Genomic DNA, 24,662 nt, shown 5'->3' with positions numbered 1-24,662 from the left:
TCATGTCACCGAGTGAGCGGGCCGGGCGCCGCAGCGATGCGTTGTCGACAAACCGCATCGTGGACGAGGCGGTCGCGATCCTCGACCGGGACGGCGCCGCGGGTCTCACGTTTCGCGCTCTGGCGACGCGCTTGCACACCGGCGCGGGCGCGATCTATCACCATGTGGCGAACAAGGACGAGCTGCTGGGCGCGGCGACGGCGGTCATCGTCGAACCGGTCGTGTCGTCGGTTGTCGACGAGGCCGATCCGGCGCAGGCTGTTCGCACCGTCGCGGTCGGGATGTTCGACGCGATCGACGCGCACCCGTGGGTCGGGGGGCAACTGCCGAGGGAGGCCGGCCAGCGGTCGCTGATGAGCTTCTTCGAAAGCATCGGGAGTCGAGTGGTGGCCCTCGGCGCCGTGTCGCCCCGGGATGCGTTCGATGCGACGTCGGCGTTGGTCAACTACGTTCTGGGTGTCGCGGGCCAAAACGCCGAGAACGCCCAGACCGCGCGCACCCGTACGCATCTGGGTGACCGGGCGACGCAGCTCGCCGCAATGTCCGATCGGTGGGCCGACCTCGATCCCGCCGAGTTCCCGTTCGTCCGCCAGATGGCCGCCGAACTCCGCGATCACGACGACCGCGACCAATTCCTAGCAGGCCTCGACCTCATCCTCACTGGCATAGAGTCACGCCGAAGGAACTGCTGACCGTGCGGAAAGGCGGTACTGCCGAGTGGGTGGAGAGCGCGAGTCGGTACGGCTGAGTGTGTGCAGGGTCGAGTCGGTAGAGCTGAGTGTGTGGAAAGCCGAGTCGAATGTGCTCACAGCGCGACGTGAGCCGAGACGCGAACAACGCACATTCGGCGACGGCTTTCCGCACAGTCAGCGGCGGTAGAACGCAGCCCTCCGCTAGGCAGCGGGGTACAGCGGGTGTCGGGGCCAGGTGATGTCGAGCGTGCGTACCGGCGTTGGTTCCAGCTGCTCGGGGCACGATCGGTCGTCACCTCGAAGGTGGCGTTCGAGGAGTTCGTCGATCCGGTGCAGGTGATTGGCGCGGAGTTGGTCGGGTGGGTCGGTGTTGCGTCGCCAGCCGTAGCGTCCCTTGTCTGGGCCGTCGGTGATCTTCTCCGTCGACCATTGATGCGGTTCGATCCCGACGGCCCGATTATGCGGCCCGCACGCTGGTGCTAGGTGCCGAGAGTCGGTGAGTCCACCGTCAGCCCAATCCTGTTCGGCGTGGTGCATTTCGGTGTGGGCGAAGGCGACGCCGCAGTCGTCTTTGCTGCAGCCGCGGTATTGCGCGAAGGCCATCAGCCGTTGCGCGTGCGACGCCAACCGGCGGGTCCGGCCGAAGAACAAGGGCTCGCCGGTGACGTCGCTGAACACCGCGAGATGCGTCTGGGCGTCGGCGGCGAGCTTCACAACGCCACTGATCGGGAGATCACACCCGGTGGTGGTGCGTGCGACGCCGGCGTGCTCACGCAGCTGTGCGTCGGTGATGGAGACGATGATCTGCGGCGGCAACCCTCGATGTGAGCCGCCGAGCAACCCACCGTTGACCGCGGCATCGAGCAGAGCTGTGAGCGCGTCGTGGTTGCGTTGGGACTGCGACCGGCAGTCCCGATCTGCTGCTTGTTTCAGCAGCTCCGGATGGGCATCGCCGTGATCGCCCTTCGGGGACTGGTCATCGTCGGGGTTGTTCATCCCCGGTGCGGCCCATTTCGCGAGTACGACATCGAACAGCGCGCGGGTGATCGGATCGAGGGTCGCGGTGAGTTTCGACATCAACTGCGAGTCCTGGCAACCGAGGTTCAGTTTCCGATTCCTCGCCCGGTCGCGGTCGTCGGTGAGCGTCCCGTCAGGATCGAGATGCGCCAGGATCCGCGTACCGGCGGCGGTGATCTCTTTCGGTGTCAGTGTGGTCGCGAACTCGGCGAGGGTTTGCTCTGCGAACGCCCGGTGCTCGGGCTCGACCGCGGTCGGGATCTTGGCCATGACATCGAGGACTGCGTGGACATGGTCGGGGCCGATCGAACCAGCCGCCAACTCCCGAGCGGTGTTCGGGCACGCCGGTGGCAGCTTCTCTCCGGTCATGGCGTGCATCGGTTCCAGGGCCTGCACCTCTTTCAGACGCTTCTTCGGTTGCGTCACCCGCAGTGTCGTCCTCAGGAACTCGGCCAGGTTCACACATCCGACGACACGGTGGGCGTCGCGATCGGACACCTCGAGGATCCGCTTGTTGCCGGCGGCCTCCAACTGGCGGGCGATGCGCTCGTTGCGGACGGCGAGATCCGCGACCTCCTCCTCGGTGCACGAGGAAGAGTCAGCGATGAGGATTCTATCCACAATCTGTTCCAGGGCAGCGTAATCCGACTGGATGTCGTTCATCGGCCTGCCCCCTCCCCAGGTTCTGTACGTTCATACTAGCACGGATGTTCGAGGGGTGCGTGGTTGATTTCAGTGAAAGTTGTTGAAAGCTGGTGTATTTCGGGTGGGTGGTTGCGTTCTACTACCGCTGACTGTGCGGAAGCCGGTCGCCGAGTGTGCGTCGCTGCGCTGTTGGCTCACGTCGTGCGGCGAGCACACTCGACGGCCGTTTCCGCACAGTCAGCACCACCGACCGCTTTCCGCACAGTCAGCACCACTTACACATTCTCAGCGCATTGCGTCGAGCCAGGCGTGGAGGTGGTGGTGGGTGAGGTCGGGATACTCGAGGTGGACGTTGTGGCCGCAGCGGTCGACGACGGCGACGGTCGCGTTCGGGTAGTGCTCGGCGAGCTCCAGTTGGTCGCGCCAGCCGACGACGGTGTCGTTGCGCCCCAACATCATCAGGACCGGACCGAGGTACGGCGGGCCCGCCGTCTCCGGTGACTGCGACAGCGCCGGGCGGACACGTTCGAGCAGATCGCGGTCGGCCGCGCGCAGACCGGGAAGCACGTAGCGCTCGAACCGATGCCACACGTCGGCGGTCTGCCGAGTGGTGACCGCGGTGAACTGATCACGATCGGAGTCGTCGAGCCCCGCGAGGAGCGCTTCATCGACCTCGACCGACCGGGCCACGGGGAGTCGGCGCGACGCGATCGGCTCGGCGGTCGGACACAGCATCGCCACCCCGAGAATGTGGTCCCGGCGACGCGCCGCGAGACGTCTCGCGAGACCGGCGCCGAACGAGCTGCCCACCACGGCGAAGGGACGGTCGCCGATCTCACGGTCGATCACGTCGTCGAGGTCCGCGGCGATGTCGTCGGCAGAGGTCATCGACGACGCGCCGTCCACCGAGCTCCCGAATCCGGGCAGATCCACATAGATCCGACGCCAACCACGAGCGTGCGAGGCGAACGACTCGTCGAGCGGCAGCATGATCCGGTGGTCGACGGCCCACCCGTGCATCAGCAGCACCGGAACACCGGATCCTCGGGTCATGACGGGGTTGTGAGCCACGGACACAATCCAACCGCATGTTGTCGACGTCTTCAGACGTGGACGACTCAGAATTCGACCTCCAGGAACGTGCAATGCACGCCGGTTTCCGGCGCCATAACTCCTGCGCGGCTGTCCGATACTTCGTACCCTGACACGCATGACAGCCCAGCCCACCGCGCCGGCAGCGAAGACACCCGCGCAGACGGTGACCGATCGCGAGTTCCTCGAGATCATCGAGCCGTATCGTCGCGAGATCATGGCGCACTGCTACCGCATGATGGGCAGCCACCACGACGCCGAGGACCTGCTGCAGGAGACCTACATCCGGGCCTGGCGTGGGTACGCCGGTTACGACCAGCGGGCGTCGGTGCGCACCTGGCTGCACAAGATCGCCACCAACACCTGCCTCACCGCCCTGGAGAGCAAGAAGCGACGACCGTTGCCCAGCGGCCTGGGCGGCGACGCCTACGATCCCGAGGCCCCGCTGCTGCAGGACCACGAGGTCCCGTGGCTCGAGCCCTATGCCGACGACACCGCAGCGCCGCCCGAATCGGCCGACCCGGCCCAGGTCGTGGGGTCGCGCGAATCGATCCGGCTCGCGTTCATCGCCTCGCTGCAGCACCTGCCCGAACGACAGCGCGCCGTCCTGATCCTGCGCGACGTGCTCGCCTGGCGCGCCGCCGAGGTGGCCGACACCCTCGGGCTCACGGTCGCCACCGTGAACAGCCTGCTGCAGCGGGCTCGCGCACAGCTCAAAGAAATTGCCCCCGAGCGCGACTCGGTGGTCGAGCTGGACGAGACGACGAAGCGGCAGACCCTCGACCGCTACGTGGCCGCGTTCCAGGACTACGACGTCGACGCCATCGTGTCGCTGTTCACCGACTCCTCCATCTGGGAGATGCCGCCGTTCACCGGCTGGTACCTCGGTGGCGAGCAGATCGGCAAGCTCATCCGCGGCAACTGCCCGGCCGAGAAGGCCGGCGATCAGATCCTGCTGCCGACCACCGCCAACGGCGGGCAGCCGGCGTTCGGGCTCTACATGATCGGCGACGACGGGGTGCATCGGCCGTTCCAGCTGCAGGTGCTCGATCTCGCCGCCGACGGCTCGGTGCGCCACGTGGTGGCGTTCTTCGCCGGCGACCTGGTGGCCGAGTTCGCCCGCTTCGGCCTCCCGGCCACCGCGGCACACGGCTGACGCCCGCACCCGACCACTGGGCTGAGGTGACGTCGACGCGAGATCGCCGCGGATCAGCCTTTGGCCGGATGCGCACGACGCCACCGATGGGTCACGATGAGACCACCATGTCGATCTCTGCGATGCCGGGCCCGGTGACTCCGCCGGCCCATGGGCTACGCCGCCCCTGGCTGCCGGGTGCGGTGCGCGCCGAACTCGAGGACGACCCGCGACCGCAGACCGGCCGCCGCAGTCCCCGCGATGTCGTCGTCGACATCCTCGTCATCTCGCTCGCCGCGTTCATCGGGCTGCTCGGCGCCCTGCCGAGGTTCCACGGGAACTCCCTCGACCTGCCGGTCGATCTGACGGTCGGAGCGATCAGTTGCCTGCTGCTGCTCTGGCGCCGACGGTGGCCGCTGCCGATCGCGATCGTCATCAACATCATGTCCATCCCGTTCGCCGGTGCGGGCGGGGCGGCGTACATGGCGATCTTCTCCCTCGCGGTGCATCGCCCCTTCCGACACACCGTCGGCGTCGCCGCGCTGGGGATCGCCGCGGGTATGGCCAATCTCGCGATCATCGGCTCCGAGAACGGCGCCTTCTTCAACGCCGTGTTCCTGGTGTTGCTGATCGCCGGGGCAGTCGGGTGGGGCACGTCGGTCCGCAATCGACGGCAGCTCCTCATCTCGCTCGCCGAGCGCGCGCGACGCGCGGAATCCGAACAGCGTGAACGACTGGGCGCCGCGCGGGCGACCGAACGCGAACGCCTGGCCCGGGAGATGCACGACGTGCTGGCCCACCGGATGAGCCTGCTGTCGGTTCATGCGGGTGCGCTGGAATATCGGCCCGACGCGCCTCCGGAGGACATCGCCCGTGCCGCCGGGGTGATCCGCAGCGGCGTCCACCAGATGCTCGAGGACCTGCGCGACGTGATCCTCATGCTCCGTGAGGAATCCGACGATCTCGCCGCCCAGACGCAGTCGCTCGCCGACGTGCCGGGCCTCTTCGCCGAGGCGCGTCTGGCCGGCGCGGTGATCACCCCGCACATCGAGGTCGATCGCGCCGATGACGTCCCGGGAGTGGTGGGGCGTGCGGCCTTCCGGATCGTGCAGGAGGGACTGACCAACGCACGCAAGCACGGTGGCCGCGTGCCGGTGGCCGTCGACATCGAGGGCGGTCCCGGGCGCGGACTGGCGATCTCGGTGAGCCAGCCGCTCAACCACAGCATCGGACTCCCCGACATCCCCGGCACCGGAACGGGTCTGACCGGACTCAACGAACGCGTGACCCTGGCCGGGGGTGAGCTGGTGCACGGCGTCGTCGATCACCGGTTCGTGCTCAGCGCGCGACTTCCCTGGGAGAGAGGGGCTGTGGATGCCTGAGACCATCCGACTCCTGCTGGTCGACGACGAGTGGTTGGTGCGCGCGGGTTTACGCACCATGCTCAGCGGTGACTCCGGCATCGAGATCGTCGGTGAGGCGGCGGACGGCGACGGGATCGCGGAGTTGGTCGCCGAGACCGGCGCCACCGTGGTGTTGATGGACATCCGGATGCCGGGGGTGAACGGACTGACCGCCGCCGAACACCTCTGTGCGCTCCCGTCGCCCCCGCATGTGGTGATGCTGACCACGTTCGACGCCGACGATCTCGTGGTCGCCGCGTTGCGGGCCGGCGCCAGCGGGTTCCTCCTGAAGGACACCCCACCCGCCGATCTCGTCGCCGCGCTGCACGCCGTGGTCGCCGGCGACCCGATCCTCTCGCCGCAGGTCACCCGACGACTGATCGAGCAGGTCACCGAACCCGACCGCGACGCACGGTCGGCTACGGCGACCCGCCAGATCGCGGAACTGACCCCCGGGGAGCAGCGCGTCGCCGTCGCTGTCGCACAGGGCCTCTCGAACGCCGACATCGCCCGCGAACTGTTCGTGACGGTGGCGACGGTGAAGAGCCACATCTCGCACATCCTCGACAAGCTGGCGTTGACCAACCGTGTGCAGATCGCGCTGCTGGTCCACGACGCGGGCGTGCAACGCGCCTGAACCGCCCGCGTGTCCGATGTGTCCGATTGGTGCGCAATGCCTTTCGGATCCCTAGGCGGTCGAGCCGCGCTGTGGTAGGCAGTGTCGATGAAGAAGTTGCTGACCGTTCTCGTCCTACTGCTCGCGCCGGTCCTGATCGTGTCCGGCTGCAAGTCGTCGTCGGATTCGGCCTCGAGCAGTGCCGCACCCACCAGCGCCGCGGTCGCGAGCTCCCCCGGCCCGAATTCGACCGACTCGAGTTCGACCGATTGCCCGACGAGCAACACCACCTCGTTCGCGAAGACGAAGTTCGTGCTGCACAGCGGTCTCGCCTTCGGCGCGTTCCACCGGTATCTCTACAAGCCGTACAAAGCGGGCACCTTCAAGAAGGGCGCCGACGGGCGAATCACCGCCACGGTCAAGGGTGGTGTCGCGGCCCTGTTCATCAAGCGTGAGGTGCGCCTGGCGAGCGAGGACGTGAAGGCGAACCCGACGCTGTGCAAGGCGATCGCCGCGCCGCTCGCGAAGGTCGGTGACACGGTGGAGGCCGCGTTCGACAAGCTCAAGGGTGGCGACGCGTCGGGGGTCGACGCGGTGAACTCGTCGATCAGTTCGATCAGTTCGTCGTCGAGCAAGAACGGCGTCGACATCAAGGAAGACGACAACCCGAACATCGGCGGCTGAGCCGCCCACGGATCACAGGCGGCTGAGCCTCAGGCGACGGCGCGCATGGCGACCTTGTCGCCTCCGGGGTGCACGGCCGGGGCGGGTGCCGGGATGGCGCGGGTCGTCATCTCGGTCAGCAGGTCCACGAGGTTGCCGCCCAGTGCACGGGTGACCGCACCGACGACCTCCGACGACGCCTCTTTCTGGCCGCGCTCGATCTCCGAGAGGTAGGTCATCGACACCCCGGCGCGCTCGGCCACGTCCTTGAGGGTGCGCTCCTGACGTCGGCGTGCCGACCGCAGGGTGTCGCCGAGCAGTTGGCGCAGCAGCGGCGCAGCGGCCGGTTCCGGGTCGGCCGGTGCCACCACGTGGAGATGATCTGCCATCGATGCCTCCGGCTGTCGTCGGTATATGTGCTCCCCAACGTAGTGGGGCTCCGTCGCGTCACGCCGCGACGACGAGCCGATTCCGCTCACAGCGGAGTGATGCAACGATGATGGGGACATGGGTGTTCTCTATTTGGTCCGGCACGGGCAGGCGCGTGCGCAGGCGTATGGGGCGGGCGCGTGGGCGCAGCACGAGGGTGGCCTCACCGAGACCGGCGCCGAGCAGGCACGCCGAGCCGGGGTGGCACTGGCGGCTCGTGTCGGCCGCATCGACCACGCGGTGTCGGGTGACCTGGCGCGACAGCGCGAGACGCTCGCGCGCATCCTCGCCGAGTTCCCGATCGGTCCCGACACCGCAGCGCCGGATCCCCACCTCGACCCGCGGTGGAACGAGTACGACCTCGAGGCCATCATCAGCGACACCGACCGCACCGAGAGCCCGACGGAGAAGCGGTTCCAGGCCCACCTCGACGATTCCCTGCGGGACTGGATCGCCCGACGGGTCGTCGGGTCGGAGACGTGGGCCGAGTACCGATCACGTGCCGATGCCGCGATGGACGACGCCGTCGCACAGGCCGGTTCGGGCCGCACGGTGCTGGCGGTCTCCTCGGCAGGCACCATCTGTGCGGTACTCGCCCGCCTGTGGGGTCTCGACGACGAACGCTGGCTCACCCTGGCCCGCACCATGATCAACACCTCGATCACGAAGATCATCGTCGGCGGATCGGGGTGCTCGATCGTGTCGATCAACGATCACGCCCACGTCGATCTCGTCGCCGACCGATCGTTGATGACCTTCCGCTGACCGGACCCCGGGGTCAGCCCGTGGTCTGCAGTGCCCGCAGTCCCGCGGCCATGAACTCGGCGGTCGCCTCGGCGGCCTTGTCGGAGTTCGCCCCCGACGACGAGCCCTGCAACGCCCGGTAGGCGATGCCCTCACCGATCACGCCGAGCTTGAAATTCGCCAGCGCGAGATAGAAGTTCCAGTGCGCCATCTCCACCCCGGCGGCGGTGGCGTAGCGCTGGGCGAGTTCGTCGGTGTCGGGATAGCGATCGCTGGTCCACGCCGCCGACAAGCCCAGCACCCTGTCGAAGATGGGCTGCCGATAGACGCACATCAAAGCGACATCGGTCAGCGGGTCGCCGAGCGTCGACATCTCCCAGTCGACCACCGCGCGAACGACTCCGGGATCGTCGGCACCGAGAATCGTGTTGTCCACGCGATAATCGCCGTGCACGATCGCATTCGCGCTGTCGGTCGGGATGTTCTCGGCGAGCGCCGCCGCCAGTTTCTCGACATCGGGCAGATCGCGCGTCTTCACGATCTCCCACTGCCGGGTCCACGTCTTCACCTGCCGCGCCACGAAACCCTCAGGCCGCCCGAACTCCCCGAGTCCGACCTCCACGTGGTCGACCGCATGCAGATCGGCCAGGCTCCGGATCAGCGCGTCGACGTTGCGGTCGAGGGTCGCGTCGTCGAGCGCGTCGAGATCGGCCGCGGACCGGATGACCGTGCCGTCGACGAACCCCACGACGGTGCACGGGGCACCGAGAACGTCGCCGTCGGCGTCGAACGCGATGGTCGGGGCGACGGGCACCGCGGTGTGCTGCAGCGCCTGGGTCACCGTCCATTCGCGGTTCATGTCGTGTGCCGACGGGGTGAGCCCACTCGTCGGCGGTCGGCGCACCACCCACTTCGTGGTGCCGTCGGAGGCGATGAACGTGAGGTTCGACCGGCCACCGGCGATCAACTCCACCTCGAGATCGCCGGCGAGGTCGATGCCGTGACCGGTGAGGAAACGTGTCAGCGCCGCCACGTCCATGCCGGGCAGGTCGGTCGAGGTGCTCATCGGGCGTTCTCGGCTCGATCGTTCTCCAACGCGATCTTCTTCTTCGCCTTGCCCACAGCGCGTTTCGCGAGCGCCCAACGATGGACCTCCGACGGTCCGTCGTAGATACGGAACGGCCGCAACTCCTGCTGCAGCCGCGCCAGCGGCAGGTCGTCGGTCACCCCGGTCCCGCCGCACATCTGGATGCTGCGGTCGAGGACGCGCGAGTAGGCCTCGGCGGCGAACGTCTTGGCGATCGAGGTCTCGTCACCGGCGTGATGCCCGAGATCGAGTTCGTGGCAGGCCTTCACGAGCAGTGCGCGCGAGGCGGACAGGTCGATCACGTTCTCGGCCACCATCTGTTGGATCATGCCGAGGTCGCCCAGGCGGGTCCCGAACGCCTCGCGGCGTGCGACGTAGTCCACGGCCACCTCGTGCGCGCGCACCGCGACCCCGAGCCACCGCATCACGTGCGTCATGCGGGCAGGCCCGAGCCGCACCTGGGCGTACCGGAACCCCTCGTCGACCTCCCCGAGCACGTTCTCGTCGGGAACGAACAGGTCGTGGAACCGGATCTCGCAGTGCCCACCGATGCCGGCCTTGTCGATGGTGCCGACGTGCCGGACGATCTCGATCGCCGGGTCGGGCGCCGGCGCGAGGAACATCGTGGCCCCTCCCCGACTGCCCGGCTCACCCGAGGTGCGCGCCATGATGATGTAGAAGCCGGCGCCGTCGGCTCCGGTGATGAACCACTTGTGGCCGTTGATCTTCCACCCGCCGTCGGTGCGGGTCGCTGAGCTGCGCAGGGCCGAGGGGTCGGCACCGGCGCCGGGCGCGGGCTCGGTCATCGCGAACGCCGAGCGCACGTCACCGGCGGCGAGCGGGGCGAGAAACTGCTGCTTCTGGCCATCGGAGGCGATGTGGGCCAACATGTGGACGTTGCCCTCGTCGGGCGCGTTGATGTTGAGCGCGAACGGGCCGAACACCGACCGACCGCCGGCCTCGAACACCGGCGCGCGATCGGACATGTTGTAACCCAGTCCGCCGAACTCCACCGGTGCGTGCGGCGCGAAGATGCCTGCCGCCTTGGCCTTTCCCTGCATCTCGACACGCAGCTCGTCGCCACCGGCTGCGGTGAGGTCACCGCCGAACTCGTCCTCGAGCGGCAACACGTAGTCGGCGATGAACCGCTCGGTGGCCGAGACGACCTCGGTCACCTCCGCGTCGTATCTGAGTTCGACAGCCATGGCGTACTCCTACTCCTCGATCCGCGGACGCGGCGATGTGATGCGGAATTCAGGTGCGGCGCGCGGCGTCGCCGACGTAACCGACGGTGGCGCGGGCGATCCCGCGGAAACGGGTGACGATCTCGTCGGGTGACAGGCGCCCCTCTGGCTTGTACCAGGTGGACACGCCGACGCACATGGTGGTGACGGCGCGACCGGTGTCCTCGGGGACCTCGGTGACGAAGACCCCGGCGGCCACGCCGGCGATGATGATGTCGTCGACCATGCGCTGCTGTTCGCGACGCTTGCTGGTGTAGCTCTTGCGGTAGTCGTCGTCGAGACTGCGGATCTCGGTCGACCCGATGAACGCCTGCGCGCGGCGGTGGATGTGGAACTGCAGAAGGGTCTCGACCACGGCGTCGAACCGGTCGACGGGGTCGTCGCCCGCGGCGGCGATCGACTGCTCCGATCGCCACAGGAGATCGGCCATCGTGAGTTCGAGCAGTCCCTGCAGCATCGACTGCTTCGACGGGTAGTGGTGGTAGAGGCCGGGCACCGACAATCCGGCCCGTGCCGCGATCTCCCGGACCGACGTCCCGTGGTAGCCCTGCTCGGCGAACGCGGCCAGCGCCGCGGCCAGCGGCACGGGCAGATCGGCCCGGCCGTAGTCACGCCAGGCCTCGGTCACGGCCAGCGGCGACTCCTCGGTCATGTCACCAACCTAGTGCGCCGCCGACCGTCGATGTCACCCAGTCCCTACCGAGCGTTCGCCCGGCCGTGTTTTCGCTGGTCACACAACTCGGGTCAGCTCGCCAGACCAGCGATCACCGCGATCAGGGACAGCACGACGACCCCGACGATGACCGCCCACACGTGGCCCGGACCGGGCATCGGGGCGCCCTCGCGCAGGGCTGCGGTGGTCCGTCGCCACCGCACACCGCCCGCGACCGCGGCACCCGCGCCCAGTGCGATGAGGCCGATGCCGACGACGTCGCGCACACCGGAGGACGAGAAGTCCGGCAACACGTGCAGGACGGCCATCCCGGCGGCGATCAAGCCCAGTGCGGTGCGGATCCAGGCGAGCACGGTGCGTTCGGCGGCGAGGGTGAACCGGGCATCCACGGAACCGGGCGGCTGGTGCTCGCGCGGTGTCCGTCGATCGGTCACCGTGACGCCCCGAGCGCGGTCTCGAGCCCCGAGATCAGCATTTCGAGTCCGAAGGTGAATTCGTCCTCCAGCGGCACCGGCACTTCGGCCGCGACCGCGATCGACGCCGGGAAGTCGACCGGATCGACCGCTCCCCACGCCGCGGTCTGGGCGGAAGGGGGATCGTCGGTGCGCAGCTGGGCGGCGAACCCCAGCACGTAACGGGCCACCGTCACCCAGGCACGCACCGCGAGCGCGGCGTCGAACCCCGCCGCGAGGAACACGGCCAGCGCCCGTTCACGCACCGCGAGGGCATGGGGACCCACCGGCGTGTTCGCGATCATCAGCGGTGCGACGTTCGGGTTGCGGCGCAGGACCTCGAACATGGACCGCGCCGAGGTCCGCAGGGACTCCTGCCACGGCATGGCGAGAGACGCGTCGCCCGTCTCCGGATGTGGCGCCATCTCGGGATGCGACGCCATCTCGGCGAACATCTCGTCCACGACGTGGGCGACCAGCTGCGGTCTTCCCTCGAAGTGGCGGTACAGGGTGGCCGTGCCCGAGCCCAGGCGCTGGGCCAGCGTCCGCATCGACAGCGCGTCGGCGCCCTCCTCGTTCAACAGCGCGATCGCGGCCGCGACGATGCGGTCCAACGGCACCGGGGGCCGACCGCGCGTCCGTGAACCCGACGAGCTGCTCATGGCATGAGTATGACGCCCTTGACTCCTCACGCCAATTTAGGCAACACTGTATCCATAAAGCTATGGGCCTTCCCCGGTCCACACGTCACCCCACGACAGGAGCCGGTCTTGGAGTACTTCGTCGACACCCGCGAGGACCGACACCTCGACTCGCAGACGCGCGCCCGACTGCGGGGAGACTTCGTCGAGTTGTCCGACGGTGTCACCCACCACGAACTGACCGGACCGCGCGACGGCGACGTCATCGTGCTCACCGGCGGCATCACCGTCCCGCTGTTCTACTGGGATGACACCGCGGCGGCGTTGCACGCGAACGGTTTCCGGACACTCACCTACAGCGCCTATGGTCGCGGCTACTCCGACCGGATACAGGGCCGCTACGACGAGGACCTGTTCGTGCGTCAGCTGTCGGAACTCCTCGAGGCGGTCGGGACGCCGGACCCGCACCACGTGGTCGGCGCGTCGATGGGCGCTCTGGTCGCGATGGAGTACGCGCGCCGGTCACCCGCCGCGGTGCGATCGCTGGCCCTGATCGGACCCGCAGGGCTGAGCCCACGCCCGCTCCTGCAACGCCTCATGTCGCTCAGCGAACGGGTGACCGGCGTGGTCGCTCGACGACTGGGGCGTCGGGTGTTCGACAGCCACCAGGGTCGCAACATCGCCGATCCCGCGACCGCGGCACGCCTCGCCGAGATGGTCGGCGACGCCTACCGGTACGAGGGTTCGCTCTACGCGTTCTTCGAGACGCTGCAGCACTTCGGCCTGTTCGACCGCGCATCGCTGTACGCCTCGATCGCTTCGCTGGACATCCCCACCGTCCTCCTGTGGGGGACCGACGATCTCGTCACCCCCATCGACGCGCTGGACCGCGTCCGCGGCCTCCTCGCGCCCGACGCACTGCACATCGTCGACGACTGCGGGCACATGGTGCCGTTCGAACAACCCACGCTCGTCGCCGAGACCGTCACCGCGTTCATCGCCACCCACACGAAGCCGGAGCATCCGTGACCACACCCACCGAACAGACCACCTCCACCACCGACGTCCTCGTCGTCGGGGCCGGGCCCACCGGCACCGCGCTGGCGATCGATCTGATCCGTCGCGGTGTGTCGGTCCGACTCGTCGACAAGGGCATCCGCGCCTTCGACGGATCGCGCGCCAAGGGGATCCAGCCACGGACCATGGAGGTGCTCGAGGATCTCGGCGCCATCGACCGCATCCTGTCCGAGGGCGGTGTCTACCCCAAGATGGGTATCCACCTCGGACCCGTGACCGTGCCCAAACGCATGATGGCCAAGCCCACGTCGAGTGCGAGCGTCCCCTACCCGGAGACCTGGCTCATCCCGCAGGATCGCACGGTCGCCGTGCTGCACTCCCGGTTCACCGACCTCGGCGGTCGCGTCGAACTCGGTACCGAGTTGACGGCGTACACGCGCGCCGCGAACGGAGTCGTCGCTACGGTGACGGGTCCCGTTGGATCCCAACAGGTCACAGCCCGCTTCCTCGTCGGCGCCGACGGCGGTGGCAGCCGCGTCCGCAAGGGCGCCGACATCGCGTTCACCGGAAGCACCGACGACGCCGATCGCATGCTGATCGTCGACGCCGCTGTCGACGGCGTCGATCTGTCCCGGCGGTACTGGCACGTGTGGCCCGGTCTGCGTGGACGATTCGTGGGCGCCTGTCCGCTGCCGCACACCGATCTGTTCCAATGGATGATCCGTCTCGCTCCCGACGAGGACCCGCCACGCGACATCGACGCGATCTCCGCCCGCATCCGCAAGCAGACGCGGATGTCGGGCCTGCGTCTGAGATCGGTCGAATGGCGATCGGTGTTCCGGCCGAACATCCGGCTGGCCGAGGCGTATCGGCGGGGTCCGGTGTTCCTCGCCGGCGACGCGGCCCACGTCCACACACCGGCCGGCGCGCAGGGGATGAACACCGGTATCGGCGACGCCTACAACCTCGGCTGGAAACTCGCCCAGGTTCTCGCCGGCGCCGACGACGGTCTCCTGGACACCTACGAGGGCGAGCGGCGACCGATCGCCGCTGCGGTCCTCGGCCTGTCGACCGAGAAGTACGAGGGGATGGGGAAACTCGACCCGTCGAGCCTGACACGCGGTGCCGACGAACAACAGCTGACGCTGACCTACCGCGGCGGTCCACTCGCGCCCACGGCGTCGTCGGATCGCGCGGCGGTGGCGGCAGGCGATCGGGCGCCCGACCTCGTGCTGCAGCGCACCGACGGGACCGCAGTGCGTCTGTTCGAGATCCTGCAGGGTCCGCACTTCACGGCGATCGCCCACGGACCGAACGCGGCGACGGCCCTGGCGGGTGCGGACTGGCCCACCACCGGGGCAGCGGTCCGCCGTGTCACGGTCACCGCGCGTCCACGCGCCGAGTCGTCACCGGACACGGCGGTCGAGACAGTCGCAGATCCCACAGGCGAATTCGCCCGAACTTTCGGGCTCGTCGACGACGCGATCGTGCTCGTCCGGCCGGACGGGTACATCGGCGCGATCGCGACCGGTGACCTCGCTGCGACGATGGACGCGGCGATCCGGACTCTCACGGCCGCGTGATCCCGTGCTCGGAGAGGAACGCCGCCACGTGATGGGCGACCCAGTCCGGTTGCTCCTCCGGAAGCAGATGGCCCGCATCGGGATGGATGTGCTCGACGGCGCCGGGGATGTCACGGGCGAATCGCGACGGAATGGTCGCACTGCCGAGAACCATGGTGGGCACCGTGATCCGGCCGAGTTCCGCGGTCCGGTCGATCTGATCGGTGTTGACGAGGTCGACGAATGCACGCCGGTTACCCGGTCGCGACCAGTGGCGGTGGACACGGTCGACCATGGCGTCGTCGACGATGGTGGATCCTTCGCCGACCGCTGCGCGGAGGTTCTTCGCAACGACGCCGCGCGGCATCACGTGTCGCAGGATCGGACGCACCCAGGGCTTGCGGGCCAGCGCCATCCCCGTCGGCATCTCCTTCTCGGGATAGCCCGTCGCGTTGACGATGACCAGCGCCGTGACCCGCTCGGGACGGTCGAGCGCCAGGTTCCATGCGATGTTGCCGCCCAGCGAGTTCCCCAGTAGCACAAAGTGTTCGATTCCCAGCCTGTCGAGGAATCGACCCACCACCTCGATGTAGGTGCCGATCCGATAGTCGCGTCCGGGGTGCGGACCGGTCACCCCGAACCCCGGGAGGTCGAGTCGGATGAGGTCGAGATCGGGGTCGAGCCGGTCGACGAGGCCGTCGAAGTGGTCGAGTGACGACGTGGTCCCGTGGAGGAGCAACAGCGGCGCGCCGGAGCCCGATCGTCGGTAGCGGATCGACATTCCGTCGACGTCGAGGAACCGGTCGACGGGCCGGGGAGAGGTGGGGTGGTCTGACACGGGCGGGCCCTTCGCCGTCGGGGTCGTATTTTCGGTTACAGTGTATCCATATCAATCGTGAAAGGAACCTCTCATGCGCCCGATTCGACAGTCCCCCGGCCATCGCGCAACGTGGAGCGCATGACCGACACCAGCACCACCGCGTCGACGGCGGGAACCGTCGAGAAAGGCATGAGCCGCGTGCTGATAGCGGTGTTCGCGGTCACCGCCGGCGTCACGGTCTCTGCCATCTACTGCCTGCAGCCACTGTTGGAGGAGATCCGCAACGACTTCGACATCAGCTCGTCCACGACGAGCCTGGTGGTGACCGCGCCTCAGCTGGGTTACGCCGCGGGTCTGTTGCTGTTGGTCCCGCTCGGTGACCGCCTCGACCGCCGCGTGTTCGCCCCGCTGCTGCTGGTGGCGTCGGCGATCGCGCTGCTGGTGTCCGGGGTCGCGCCGAGTTTCCCGATGCTGCTGGTCGCCTCGCTGGCGGTCGGCGTGTTCGCGGCCACCGCACAGGTCGTGGTGCCGTGGTCGTCATCGCTGGCCGCGCCCCATGAGCGGGGTCGGGTGGTCGGCACGGTGATGAGCGGACTGCTGATCGGCATCCTCCTGGCGCGGGTGGTCAGCGGGCTCATCGCCGGACTCGGCGGATGGCGGCTCGTGCTGTTCGTCACCAGCGCGCTCATGCTGGTGCTCGCGATCATCGTGTTCACCTCGACGCCGTCGGACGGTGCGCGGACGACGCAGCCCTACGGTCGGCTTTTGCTCTCCGTCGCGACGATGGTGCGCGACGAAGCGGTGCTCCGGCACCGGATGCTGCTCGGGTTCCTCACCATGTTCGGTTTCAGCGCCATGTGGACCTCGGTGGCGTTCCTGCTCGCCGGCTCCCGCGGCGAGGACTACCACTTCAGCGAGACCGCCATCGGGTTGTTCGGCCTCGCCGGCGTGGCCGGTGCAGCCGGGGCGCCGCTGGTGGGACGCCTCGCCGATCGTGGACGTTCACGGCTCGCCACCACCTCGGCGTGGTTGATCATCATCGTCGGATGGTTCGCGCTCGGATGGTCGGGAGAATCGTTGGTGGCGTTGATCATCGGCCTGCTGGTGTTCGACTTCGGGGTGCAGGCGTCGCAGTTGTCGAACCAGACCGCGATCTACGCACTCGCGCCCGAGGCCCGAAGCCGCGTGACGACGGCGTACATGGTCACCTACTTCCTCGGCGCGGTCGCCGGTTCGGTGTGCTCGGGCGTCGCCTACGAGGCTGCGGGGTGGCTCGCCGTCTGCGGGATCGGGATGGCCGCCGCCGTGCTGGGGCTCGCTCTGTGGGGTGCGTTCGACCGGCTCGAGCGGCGCGCCCCCGCTACCGTGTGAGAGTGCAGACCTTCGACGACATCGTCATCGGCGCCGGCCACAACGGACTGACGACGGCCGCGTACCTCGCTCGCGCGGGACGACGGGTGCTGGTCCTCGAGCAGTCCGATCATGTTGGTGGCGCGTCGATCTCGGCGCAGGTGTTCCCCGGTGTCGACGCGCGGTTGTCGCGCTACTCGTACCTCGTGTCGTTGATGCCGCAGTCGATCATCACCGATCTCGACCTGGACGTACGACTCGTCCGTCGACGCTTCTCCTCCTACACACCGACGCCGGGACGCCCCGAGACCGGGCTGCTGGTCGACAACGGTGACGCCGACGCCACGCGCAGATCGTTCGACACCGCCACCGGTTCGGGTGTTGATCACGCTGCGTGGCAACGGTTCTACGGACGGATGGAACGTCTGGCGCAGCGGGTGTTCCCTACCGTCACCGAACCGCTACGCAGCGCCGACGAGATGCGGATGCTCGTCGACGATGACGAGCTGTGGTCGGCCCTGGTGGAGCGGCCGATCGGAGAGCTGATCACGTCGACGTTCGCCGACGACACCGTGCGCGGTGTCGTCGCCACCGACGGACTGATCGGCACCTTCGCCGACCTGCACGACCCGTCGCTGCAGGCGAACATCTGCCTGCTCTACCACCTGATCGGGGGCGGCACCGGCGACTGGGATGTCCCGATCGGCGGCATGGGCGCGGTCAGCGGGGCGCTGGCGAAAGCCACCTCCGCGGCCGGCGCCGACATCCGTACCGGCGTGCGCGTCGACATGGTCGACCCGGCCGGTGGGGTGGTGTCGTGGGCCGGTGGCGAGGCCCGCGCTGCGATGGTGCACGCGGGATGCGCACCGAGCGTGCTGAACACGATGCTCGAGGTACCGGTCGACACCGAACCCTCGCCGCGTGGGGCGCAGCTCAAGATCAACCTGTTGCTGACCCGCCTGCCCCGTCTCCGCGACACCACGGTCGATCCCACGGCCGCGTTCTCGGGGACGTTCCACATCAACGAGAGCTTCAGCCAGATCCAGTCGGCCTACGCCGACGCCGCGGCCGGTCGTATCCCACGGGTACCGCCGTGCGAGATCTACTGCCACACACTGTCCGACCGCAGCATCCTCGGCGCGGGGCTCGACGGCATGCACACGCTGACCCTCTTCGGTCTGCACATGCCGCCGGACCTGTTCACGGTGCCGGGCGCGCTGGAGCGCGCCGTCGAGGCCACTCTCGCATCGGTGGATTCGGTTCTGGCCGAACCCATCCGCGACGTCATCGCACGCGACGCGAACGGACAGCCGTGCATCGAGGCACGGTCACCGCTCGATCTCGAGCAGTCGGTGGGCCTGCCGGGTGGCAACATCTTCCACCGGTCGCTGCAGTGGCCGTGGGCGCAGACCGACGCCGAGGTCGGCACCTGGGGCGTGGAGACCCGCCACCCGCGACTGACCATCTGCGGAGCCGGCGCCCGGCGCGGTGGCGGCGTCAGCGGGATCCCCGGTCACAACGCCGCGCGGTACACCCTCGATCGGTGACCGACGGCGCCTCCGTCACCGACGGCTCAGACGGGTGCGGGCGGTGTCGCGTCCCTTACCGAGCTGCACCGATTCGCCGGCCTCGGCGAGCCCCATCACGGGCATGTTGACGTACACCGACTCGTGGTCGCCGGCGTGAACCCGATAGGTCTCGTGGAAGATCCCGACGTCGCCGTTGTCGCCGACGGTGCGGTTGAACGCCCGCCAGCTCGCGAGATGGGGATCGTCGGTGTTGCGCGCGAACGCCTCCAATTGCTCGAAGCTCCGCCAGTATTGGACCAGCGAGATGGTGCGTCCCCCCATGGACATGCGCACCCCGAGCAACCCCTTCTCCGGGTGCGCCCGCAGGTCGCTCAGCATCCTCGGCATCGCCATGAACGGCCCGAGCCACGAGCGCACCTTCCAGAGCTTGTTGAAACGGATGCCGATCAGGAAGACGACGAAGTCGCCCTCGATCCGAGCGGTGCGGCGCCCGTGGTGAACGGTGTTTTGCGGCATGACTGCCCTCCCGGTCTTGGTGGATAGTGACACTATCCGTTAAGCAGATAGTGCTACTATCCATTGCGTGATGTCAAGGCCGCGCCGATGAAGATCTCCGAGCTCAGTCGCCGCAGTGGCGTGAGTGTCGCGACGATCAAGTACTACCTCCGAGAAGATGTGTTGCCTGCCGGCGAACCGACATCGAGCAACCAGGCCTCCTACGACGAGGGCCACATCCGTCGACTCCGACTCATCCGGGCACTCATCGACATCGGTGGTCTCTCCCTGGCCCGGGTCCGAGATGCTCTGGCCGCGACCGAGAACGACGAACTACCCCTGCACGACGCCTTCGGCGCGGTGATGCTCGGGCTCGATGATCAGGGAGCGATGACCGCCGACGAGGACACGCTCGGCGAGGTTCGCGACTGGCTGGCCGACCGCAGGTGGACGATCGCACCCGATGCGCCCGCCACCCGACGACTGGCGGAGTTGATCGGGATCCTCCGTGAGTTCGGCCTACCGGTGACCGCCGACAGCTTCAGCGCGGCCGCCGACGCTGCCGAGGTCACTGCCGTCGACGAGGTGCGTTACGCCCATGACCAACCCGACCGGATCGCTTCGGTGGAGATGATGCTGGTCGGCACGGTCGTCTACGAGCGCGCGATGGCGATGGTCCGCCGTCTGGCGCTCGAAGCCGCCAGCGCACGACTCGACAACCGCAGCGGCTAGGTCCCGCAGAAAGTCTGGAATCCGGCGCCGAAGTCGTCCGGTGCGGGTTGCGCGTAGGCGCCGAGAGCAGGATCGGCGTCGAACGGTCGGGTGATCACGCTGAGCAGCATCTGGAACTTCTCGAGGTCGCCCGCTGTCGCTGCGCGTAACGCGATGTCCACGAGGTGGTTTCGCGGGATGTAGATCGGGTTGACGCGGTCCATCGCGTCGGCCGTGGCCGCCTCGGGCGCGGGTAGCGCGGCACGCCACCGGGTCAGCCACGGGGCGATCGCGTCGCGCGGGATGAGGTCGTCGAGGGGTCGGGGGTTGCCGCGGAGCTCCTCGGCCAGCGCCCGGAAGGTGCCCGTGAAGTCCGGACGATGATCGCGCATGACGGACTGCAGATCGTCGATCACCGTCGTATCCGGTTCGGCGAGGACGAGTTTCGCGGCGAAGTGACGTGCCAGGTGTGCGTCGTGCCGATCGCTGAAGGTGCCGAGCACCCCGGTGAGCGCCGCGATCGCGCCGTCGGTGTCGGGGTTGTCGGGATCGGCGCCGAGCTGCCCGGCGACCAGGGGGATGAGCGACTCGGCGAAACGCGCCAGGTTCCATCCGATGACCGGGGGTTGGTTGGTGTAGGCGTACCGACCCTGGACGTCGATCGAGCTGAACACGGTCGACGGGTCGTAGGCGTCCATGAACGCGCAGGGCCCGTAGTCGATGGTCTCGCCCGAGATGGTGGTGTTGTCGGTGTTGAGCACGCCGTGGATGAACCCGACGGCCATCCACTGCGCCACCAGTGCGGCCTGCTTCTCGACGACCGCCTCGAAGAACTTCAGGTAGCGGTCGTCGGCGCCGACGAGCTCGGGGTGATGGCGGGCGATCGTGTAGTCCGCCAGCGGCTGCAGGGGGTCTCGTTGTCGGAGCGCGAACTCGAAGGTGCCCACGCGGATGTGACTCGACGCGACGCGGGCCAGCACCGCACCCGGCTCGAGGGTGTCGCGCATGATCATCTGCCCGGTCGCGGTGACCGCGAGTGCGCGCGTGGTCGGGATCCCGAGCGCGTGCATGGCCTCGGAGATGAGGTACTCGCGCAGCATCGGGCCGATCGCGGCGCGGCCGTCACCGCCGCGGGCGAAGCGGGTGCGGCCCGAGCCTTTGAGGTGCAGATCGCGCCGATTGCCCTCGGCGTCCACGAGTTCGCCGAGCAACATCGCGCGGCCGTCACCGAGGAGCGGTTGGTAGCCCCCGAACTGGTGCCCGGCATAGGCCATCGCGATGGTGGTCGCGCCCGCGGGTGGCGTCGATCCCGACAGGATCTGCGCGGCCTCGGCGGTGTGCAGCGTGTCGGGGTCGAGTCCGAGCTCCTCGGCGAGGTTCGTGTTGACCACGAGGACACGCGGGTCGGGGGCATGCTCGCCGGTGAACGGCACGAACATCCCCTCGAGATCGCGCGCGAAGGTGTTCTCCAGGGTGAACAGGGTCGACGTGGCAGCCGATGACGTCATATGTCCAGGCTAACCACGCGACGCGATCAGAAACCCCCGGCGACCGCCACGACCGTGCGGCCGGTGCGGCCACCGTTCTTGATCTCGGCCAACACGTCGTCGACCTGCGACACCGGGACCTCGGCAGTCAGGTCGTCCAGGTGGCGGATCCGCAGGTCGCTGGCCAGGCGCGCCCACGTCTCCCTGCGCTGGGCAATCGGCAGCTCGACGGAGTCGATGCCGAGGAGCGCGACTCCTCGCAGGATGAACGGCATCACGGTGGTGGGCAACGACACGCCGCCGGTGAGGCCGCTCGCCGCGACCGCGCCGCCGTAGCGGACCGTCGACAGCACCCACGCGAGGGTCTTCCCGCCGACGCAGTCGACCGCTCCGGCCCAGCGCGCCTTGTCGAGCGGCCGGATCTTCGCCTCGGGATCCTCCGGCACACGACCGATGACCTCGGACGCGCCGAGTGCGGTCAGGAGGTCGTGCTTGTCTGCCTTGCCGGTGGAGGCGACGACCTCGAACCCGGCACCGGCGAGGAGATCGACGGCGACCGAACCGACACCCCCGGTCGCACCCGTGACGAGGATCGGACCGTCGTCGGGGGTGACCCCGTGGCGCAGGAGGGCGGCGACGCTCAAGGCCGCGGTGAAACCGGCGGTGCCGATGGTGGCGGCCTGGCGCGGGGTCAGACCGTCGCCGAGGGCGACGACCTGCTCGGCGGGCACCCGCGTGCGTTCGGCGTAGCCACCGTGGCGCGACACCCCGGTCTGATACCCGTGCACCACGACCGCGTCGCCCACGGCGACGTCGGGGCTCGAGGATTCGCGCACGGTGCCGGCGAGGTCGATGCCGGGCACGATCGGGTAGTCGCGGACCACGCCCGCCCCCGGCGTGATCGCCAGTGCGTCTTTGTAGTTGACCGACGAGTAGGCGATGTCGATGGTGACGTCGCCGTCGGGGAGGAACGACTCGGCGACGGTCTCGGTCGTCAGGGTCACAGCACCCTCGGATTCGCGGGCCACACGGGCGGAGAAGGAACTCATGGATCCGACCCTAGTGACGTACCGTCGGCGGCCGCGCCTGCCCGGCGAACTCGGTGGCCGACCGTAGACTCGGCTCCCGTGATCATCGTGAGTACCGACGGGTCGTGCCTGAAGAATCCCGGCGGACCGATCGGCTGGGCCTGGGTCGACCACACCGGCCCCACCGCCAGCGGCGGGGCGCCGTCGGGCACCAATCAGACCGCGGAACTGTTCGCGATCCTCGAGGCCATCACCGCCCACCCCGGCCCCGAACCGCTGATGGTGGAGTCGGATTCGCAGTACGGCATCAAGTGCTCGTCGGAATGGCTTCCCGGCTGGAAGCGCAAGGGATGGCGAACCGCCGCCGGCTCACCGGTCCGCAACCTGGATCTGGTGCAGGCCATCGACGCCGCCATCACCGCGCGCACCGGACCGGTGCGGTTCCGCTGGGTGCGTGGCCACATGGGCAACGAGTTCAACGAGATGGCCGACCAGCTGGCCGGCGCCGCAGCACGCGAAGCCCAGGCGAGCGGCCGCGCCTCGGCGAATCACAGCAGCGTCGAGATCGCCGAACCGGTCACCCTCTTCTGACCACGACCGAAAAAAGCCGCTGAGCGGACCAGCAAGCCCTGTGTGGGCCTGCCGTCCCGCTCAGCGGCAGATCTCAGTCGAGATCGAGGCTCAGTGGCTCCCGGCGAGACGCTTGTTCACCAGACGCGTGAGGTACACCGGCGAGAAACGCGAACCGACCGCCATCAGACGGGTCTGGGTGCCCACGTTGTAGTGCACCTGGTGGATCACCTTGCTGAACAGCCCCGGCTCGGCTGCCTCGACGATGCGGTCGGCGACATCCTGCGGGCCCAGCTTGATACCCAACGAGGTGGTGGTGCCGGTCTTGATGTTCTGGGTCATCGCGGTCTGGACGTAGAGCGGCCAGATGGCGACCACGCGGATCCCGTAGCCGCCCCACTCGATGTCGAGGGCCTCGGTGATCGCGCGGACGAAGTGCTTGGTCGCGCTGTAGTTGGCCAGCTCGGCCTGGCCGTAGATCGCCGATGCCGACGCGAGGTTGATCGCGACCGACCGCTTGGTGGCCTTGAGGTACGGGAACGCCGCGTGCAGGCCGTTGACCACGCCCTTGGTGTTGATGTCGATCTCTTTGTGCAGGGTCGAGACCTTGAGCTCCTCGAACCGGCCGGCGATGAGGATGCCGGCGTTGTTGAGCATCACGTCGAGCTTGCCGCCGGTCTTCGAGGTGAACTCGGCGAGGCGCTCGGCGAACTCCTCGGCGTCGGTGACGTCGAGGTGACCGATGACCGGGGTAGCACCGAGGTCCTCGATCTCGTCGGAGAGGGTCTTCAGACCCGCCTCGTCGATGTCGTACGCGCCGACGATGTAGCCCTTCCGGGCGAAGGACAGGGCCGTCTTACGACCGATGCCGGCTGCAGCGCCGGTGATGAACACGCTTTTCGGGGCCATGAGAGCTTTCTAGCAGGTGATCGATCCCACAGAGAACGAGGTTCCGTTATCGGAACGGCGTTACGGTGTGATCCATGGCCGATCTGGACCGACGCCGACGTCGCACGGTGACCGCGGTGTGCACCGCCGCGCGCACCCTGTTCGAGGAACGCGGCTATCAGGCGGCCACGATCACCGAGATCGCCGCCGCGGCCGATGTCGCCGTCAGCTCCATCTACGCCAACTTCCCGGGCGGGAAACAGGACGTCTACCTGGCACTGGCCGATCAGGCGATCGCGGCGAACGAACACATCCTCGACGAGGCCGTCGACGCCTCGACCCTGGCCGAGCGTGCGGGCGCCGTCTTCGACGCCTACGTGCGCTTCCACCGCGACGACGACCAGTTGGCGTTCCGCCTCATCGCCCTCACCGACGCCCTCGAACCGAACACCAAGTTCGAGGAGGCCCGCTCGCTCATCCGTGAGCGCATCGCGGCCATGCTGTTCCGGGCCGTGGGCGAGCACAACAACCTCGACCGCACCATCGCGAGCTGGGCTGCCATCAACGGGCTCTTCTCGGCCCGCACCCAGGGGTTCATCGACGACGACACCCTCGACCGGACCCTCGCCGAGACCCGCGCCTGGGCTGTGGCGGACTGAACATGCCCTCGAC

At 68.4% G+C, this 24,662-nt stretch carries 26 protein-coding genes; 13 read left to right on the top strand and 13 right to left on the bottom strand.

Annotated elements, in window-relative coordinates; all coding sequences use genetic code 11:
* Positions 1–2: 2 nt before the first annotated feature.
* Complete coding sequence (locus ACLBW1_RS03360; protein ID WP_447810079.1) at positions 3–692, top strand: TetR/AcrR family transcriptional regulator; 690 nt, start codon at positions 3–5, stop codon at positions 690–692.
* Between the two features lie 201 nt (positions 693–893).
* On the opposite strand, the gene ACLBW1_RS03355 is transcribed toward ACLBW1_RS03360, so the two are convergent.
* Complete coding sequence (locus tag ACLBW1_RS03355) at positions 894–2,372, bottom strand: DUF222 domain-containing protein (RefSeq protein ID WP_447810078.1); 1,479 nt, start codon at positions 2,370–2,372, stop codon at positions 894–896.
* Between the two features lie 267 nt (positions 2,373–2,639).
* Positions 2,640–3,407 carry an alpha/beta fold hydrolase gene (locus ACLBW1_RS03350; RefSeq protein ID WP_447810077.1) on the bottom strand — a complete coding sequence of 256 codons (768 nt, stop codon included), beginning with the start codon at positions 3,405–3,407 and terminating at the stop codon, positions 2,640–2,642.
* 157 nt (positions 3,408–3,564) lie between these two features.
* Between ACLBW1_RS03350 and ACLBW1_RS03345 the strand changes: the two genes are divergently transcribed.
* From ACLBW1_RS03345 to ACLBW1_RS03330, 4 genes are all read left to right on the top strand, one after another.
* Entirely contained in the window at positions 3,565–4,602 is a 1,038-nt protein-coding gene (locus ACLBW1_RS03345) for a sigma-70 family RNA polymerase sigma factor (protein WP_447810076.1), read from the top strand.
* A gap of 107 nt (positions 4,603–4,709) precedes the next feature.
* On the top strand, positions 4,710–5,963 hold the full coding sequence (locus ACLBW1_RS03340; protein ID WP_447810075.1) for a sensor histidine kinase: 1,254 nt from the start codon (positions 4,710–4,712) through the stop codon (positions 5,961–5,963).
* The gene (locus ACLBW1_RS03335; RefSeq protein WP_447810074.1) at positions 5,956–6,621 is read left to right on the top strand and encodes a response regulator; all 666 of its coding nucleotides are present in this window, start codon (positions 5,956–5,958) and stop codon (positions 6,619–6,621) included. The genes ACLBW1_RS03340 and ACLBW1_RS03335 overlap by 8 nt, the downstream gene beginning before the upstream one ends.
* Positions 6,622–6,708: 87 nt before the next feature.
* The gene (locus tag ACLBW1_RS03330; RefSeq protein ID WP_447810073.1) at positions 6,709–7,284 is read left to right on the top strand and encodes a hypothetical protein; all 576 of its coding nucleotides are present in this window, start codon (positions 6,709–6,711) and stop codon (positions 7,282–7,284) included.
* A gap of 29 nt (positions 7,285–7,313) precedes the next feature.
* On the opposite strand, the gene ACLBW1_RS03325 is transcribed toward ACLBW1_RS03330, so the two are convergent.
* Entirely contained in the window at positions 7,314–7,652 is a 339-nt protein-coding gene (locus tag ACLBW1_RS03325; RefSeq protein WP_447810072.1) for a helix-turn-helix domain-containing protein, read from the bottom strand.
* Between the two features lie 118 nt (positions 7,653–7,770).
* Here ACLBW1_RS03325 and ACLBW1_RS03320 point away from each other — a divergent pair, with 118 nt between their 5' ends.
* Positions 7,771–8,457: a histidine phosphatase family protein gene (locus ACLBW1_RS03320; RefSeq protein WP_447810070.1), complete on the top strand. Its 687-nt coding sequence runs from the start codon at positions 7,771–7,773 to the stop codon at positions 8,455–8,457.
* 13 nt (positions 8,458–8,470) lie between these two features.
* Here the strand turns inward: ACLBW1_RS03320 and ACLBW1_RS03315 are convergent, their stop codons facing one another.
* From ACLBW1_RS03315 to ACLBW1_RS03295, 5 genes are all read right to left on the bottom strand, one after another.
* Positions 8,471–9,502 (bottom strand): phosphotransferase family protein, encoded by a 1,032-nt coding sequence (locus ACLBW1_RS03315; protein WP_447810069.1) that lies wholly within the window; start codon positions 9,500–9,502, stop codon positions 8,471–8,473.
* Entirely contained in the window at positions 9,499–10,728 is a 1,230-nt protein-coding gene (locus tag ACLBW1_RS03310) for an acyl-CoA dehydrogenase family protein (protein WP_447810068.1), read from the bottom strand. Before ACLBW1_RS03310 ends, ACLBW1_RS03315 begins: the two co-directional genes overlap by 4 nt.
* A gap of 49 nt (positions 10,729–10,777) precedes the next feature.
* The gene (locus ACLBW1_RS03305) at positions 10,778–11,419 is read right to left on the bottom strand and encodes a TetR/AcrR family transcriptional regulator (RefSeq protein WP_447810067.1); all 642 of its coding nucleotides are present in this window, start codon (positions 11,417–11,419) and stop codon (positions 10,778–10,780) included.
* A 92-nt stretch (positions 11,420–11,511) separates the two neighbouring features.
* Positions 11,512–11,874, bottom strand: a complete 363-nt coding sequence (locus tag ACLBW1_RS03300; RefSeq protein WP_447810066.1) for a YidH family protein — start codon at positions 11,872–11,874, stop codon at positions 11,512–11,514.
* On the bottom strand, positions 11,871–12,554 hold the full coding sequence (locus ACLBW1_RS03295) for a TetR/AcrR family transcriptional regulator (RefSeq protein WP_447810065.1): 684 nt from the start codon (positions 12,552–12,554) through the stop codon (positions 11,871–11,873). Before ACLBW1_RS03295 ends, ACLBW1_RS03300 begins: the two co-directional genes overlap by 4 nt.
* 108 nt (positions 12,555–12,662) lie before the next feature.
* Here ACLBW1_RS03295 and ACLBW1_RS03290 point away from each other — a divergent pair, with 108 nt between their 5' ends.
* Both ACLBW1_RS03290 and ACLBW1_RS03285 read left to right on the top strand, forming a co-directional pair.
* Complete coding sequence (locus ACLBW1_RS03290) at positions 12,663–13,562, top strand: alpha/beta fold hydrolase (protein ID WP_447810064.1); 900 nt, start codon at positions 12,663–12,665, stop codon at positions 13,560–13,562.
* On the top strand, positions 13,559–15,133 hold the full coding sequence (locus ACLBW1_RS03285; RefSeq protein WP_447810063.1) for an FAD-dependent monooxygenase: 1,575 nt from the start codon (positions 13,559–13,561) through the stop codon (positions 15,131–15,133). Before ACLBW1_RS03290 ends, ACLBW1_RS03285 begins: the two co-directional genes overlap by 4 nt.
* Here ACLBW1_RS03285 and ACLBW1_RS03280 read toward each other — a convergent pair.
* Positions 15,120–15,950 carry an alpha/beta fold hydrolase gene (locus ACLBW1_RS03280; RefSeq protein WP_447810062.1) on the bottom strand — a complete coding sequence of 277 codons (831 nt, stop codon included), beginning with the start codon at positions 15,948–15,950 and terminating at the stop codon, positions 15,120–15,122. The genes ACLBW1_RS03285 and ACLBW1_RS03280 overlap by 14 nt on opposite strands.
* 120 nt (positions 15,951–16,070) lie before the next feature.
* Between ACLBW1_RS03280 and ACLBW1_RS03275 the strand changes: the two genes are divergently transcribed.
* Together ACLBW1_RS03275 and ACLBW1_RS03270 are read left to right on the top strand one after the other, a co-directional pair.
* Complete coding sequence (locus tag ACLBW1_RS03275) at positions 16,071–17,303, top strand: MFS transporter (protein ID WP_447810061.1); 1,233 nt, start codon at positions 16,071–16,073, stop codon at positions 17,301–17,303.
* 2 nt (positions 17,304–17,305) lie between these two features.
* Entirely contained in the window at positions 17,306–18,829 is a 1,524-nt protein-coding gene (locus ACLBW1_RS03270) for a phytoene desaturase family protein (RefSeq protein ID WP_447810059.1), read from the top strand.
* A 15-nt stretch (positions 18,830–18,844) separates the two neighbouring features.
* Here ACLBW1_RS03270 and ACLBW1_RS03265 read toward each other — a convergent pair whose 3' ends face one another.
* Positions 18,845–19,327 carry a DUF4188 domain-containing protein gene (locus ACLBW1_RS03265; protein ID WP_447810058.1) on the bottom strand — a complete coding sequence of 161 codons (483 nt, stop codon included), beginning with the start codon at positions 19,325–19,327 and terminating at the stop codon, positions 18,845–18,847.
* 63 nt (positions 19,328–19,390) lie between these two features.
* Between ACLBW1_RS03265 and ACLBW1_RS03260 the strand changes: the two genes are divergently transcribed.
* The gene (locus tag ACLBW1_RS03260; RefSeq protein WP_447810057.1) at positions 19,391–20,038 is read left to right on the top strand and encodes a MerR family transcriptional regulator; all 648 of its coding nucleotides are present in this window, start codon (positions 19,391–19,393) and stop codon (positions 20,036–20,038) included.
* Here ACLBW1_RS03260 and ACLBW1_RS03255 read toward each other — a convergent pair.
* Together ACLBW1_RS03255 and ACLBW1_RS03250 are read right to left on the bottom strand one after the other, a co-directional pair.
* Positions 20,035–21,525 (bottom strand): protein adenylyltransferase SelO, encoded by a 1,491-nt coding sequence (locus ACLBW1_RS03255; RefSeq protein ID WP_447810056.1) that lies wholly within the window; start codon positions 21,523–21,525, stop codon positions 20,035–20,037. The two genes, ACLBW1_RS03260 and ACLBW1_RS03255, sit on opposite strands and share 4 nt — an antisense overlap.
* 26 nt (positions 21,526–21,551) lie before the next feature.
* Entirely contained in the window at positions 21,552–22,553 is a 1,002-nt protein-coding gene (locus ACLBW1_RS03250; RefSeq protein WP_447810055.1) for an acrylyl-CoA reductase family protein, read from the bottom strand.
* 78 nt (positions 22,554–22,631) lie between these two features.
* Here ACLBW1_RS03250 and ACLBW1_RS03245 point away from each other — a divergent pair, with 78 nt between their 5' ends.
* Complete coding sequence (locus tag ACLBW1_RS03245; RefSeq protein ID WP_447810053.1) at positions 22,632–23,123, top strand: ribonuclease H family protein; 492 nt, start codon at positions 22,632–22,634, stop codon at positions 23,121–23,123.
* Positions 23,124–23,213: 90 nt separating this feature from the next.
* Here ACLBW1_RS03245 and ACLBW1_RS03240 read toward each other — a convergent pair whose 3' ends face one another.
* On the bottom strand, positions 23,214–24,011 hold the full coding sequence (locus ACLBW1_RS03240; RefSeq protein ID WP_447810052.1) for an SDR family oxidoreductase: 798 nt from the start codon (positions 24,009–24,011) through the stop codon (positions 23,214–23,216).
* Between the two features lie 74 nt (positions 24,012–24,085).
* On the opposite strand from ACLBW1_RS03240, the gene ACLBW1_RS03235 reads away from it, so the two are divergent.
* Positions 24,086–24,649, top strand: a complete 564-nt coding sequence (locus ACLBW1_RS03235; RefSeq protein ID WP_447810051.1) for a TetR/AcrR family transcriptional regulator — start codon at positions 24,086–24,088, stop codon at positions 24,647–24,649.
* The last annotated feature ends 13 nt before the right edge of the window (positions 24,650–24,662 follow it).

The sequence above is a fragment of the Williamsia sp. M5A3_1d genome, assembly GCF_053345315.1.
Note: the sequence above shows the minus strand (reverse complement) of the source record. Positions and strands in the feature narration are given on the sequence as shown.

Excerpts from the sequence above, each read along its gene's own strand:
- ACLBW1_RS03360 (WP_447810079.1), top strand. The coding sequence starts at position 3 with ATGTCACCGAGTGAGCGGGCCGGGCGCCGCAGCGATGCGTTGTCGACA.
- ACLBW1_RS03355 (WP_447810078.1), bottom strand. The coding sequence starts at position 2,372 with ATGAACGACATCCAGTCGGATTACGCTGCCCTGGAACAGATTGTGGAT.
- ACLBW1_RS03350 (WP_447810077.1), bottom strand. The coding sequence starts at position 3,407 with ATGACCCGAGGATCCGGTGTTCCGGTGCTGCTGATGCACGGGTGGGCC.
- ACLBW1_RS03345 (WP_447810076.1), top strand. The coding sequence starts at position 3,565 with ATGACAGCCCAGCCCACCGCGCCGGCAGCGAAGACACCCGCGCAGACG.
- ACLBW1_RS03340 (WP_447810075.1), top strand. The coding sequence starts at position 4,710 with ATGTCGATCTCTGCGATGCCGGGCCCGGTGACTCCGCCGGCCCATGGG.
- ACLBW1_RS03335 (WP_447810074.1), top strand. The coding sequence starts at position 5,956 with ATGCCTGAGACCATCCGACTCCTGCTGGTCGACGACGAGTGGTTGGTG.
- ACLBW1_RS03330 (WP_447810073.1), top strand. The coding sequence starts at position 6,709 with ATGAAGAAGTTGCTGACCGTTCTCGTCCTACTGCTCGCGCCGGTCCTG.
- ACLBW1_RS03325 (WP_447810072.1), bottom strand. The coding sequence starts at position 7,652 with ATGGCAGATCATCTCCACGTGGTGGCACCGGCCGACCCGGAACCGGCC.
- ACLBW1_RS03320 (WP_447810070.1), top strand. The coding sequence starts at position 7,771 with ATGGGTGTTCTCTATTTGGTCCGGCACGGGCAGGCGCGTGCGCAGGCG.
- ACLBW1_RS03315 (WP_447810069.1), bottom strand. The coding sequence starts at position 9,502 with ATGAGCACCTCGACCGACCTGCCCGGCATGGACGTGGCGGCGCTGACA.
- ACLBW1_RS03310 (WP_447810068.1), bottom strand. The coding sequence starts at position 10,728 with ATGGCTGTCGAACTCAGATACGACGCGGAGGTGACCGAGGTCGTCTCG.
- ACLBW1_RS03305 (WP_447810067.1), bottom strand. The coding sequence starts at position 11,419 with ATGACCGAGGAGTCGCCGCTGGCCGTGACCGAGGCCTGGCGTGACTAC.
- ACLBW1_RS03295 (WP_447810065.1), bottom strand. The coding sequence starts at position 12,554 with ATGAGCAGCTCGTCGGGTTCACGGACGCGCGGTCGGCCCCCGGTGCCG.
- ACLBW1_RS03275 (WP_447810061.1), top strand. The coding sequence starts at position 16,071 with ATGACCGACACCAGCACCACCGCGTCGACGGCGGGAACCGTCGAGAAA.
- ACLBW1_RS03265 (WP_447810058.1), bottom strand. The coding sequence starts at position 19,327 with ATGCCGCAAAACACCGTTCACCACGGGCGCCGCACCGCTCGGATCGAG.
- ACLBW1_RS03255 (WP_447810056.1), bottom strand. The coding sequence starts at position 21,525 with ATGACGTCATCGGCTGCCACGTCGACCCTGTTCACCCTGGAGAACACC.
- ACLBW1_RS03250 (WP_447810055.1), bottom strand. The coding sequence starts at position 22,553 with ATGAGTTCCTTCTCCGCCCGTGTGGCCCGCGAATCCGAGGGTGCTGTG.
- ACLBW1_RS03240 (WP_447810052.1), bottom strand. The coding sequence starts at position 24,011 with ATGGCCCCGAAAAGCGTGTTCATCACCGGCGCTGCAGCCGGCATCGGT.
- ACLBW1_RS03235 (WP_447810051.1), top strand. The coding sequence starts at position 24,086 with ATGGCCGATCTGGACCGACGCCGACGTCGCACGGTGACCGCGGTGTGC.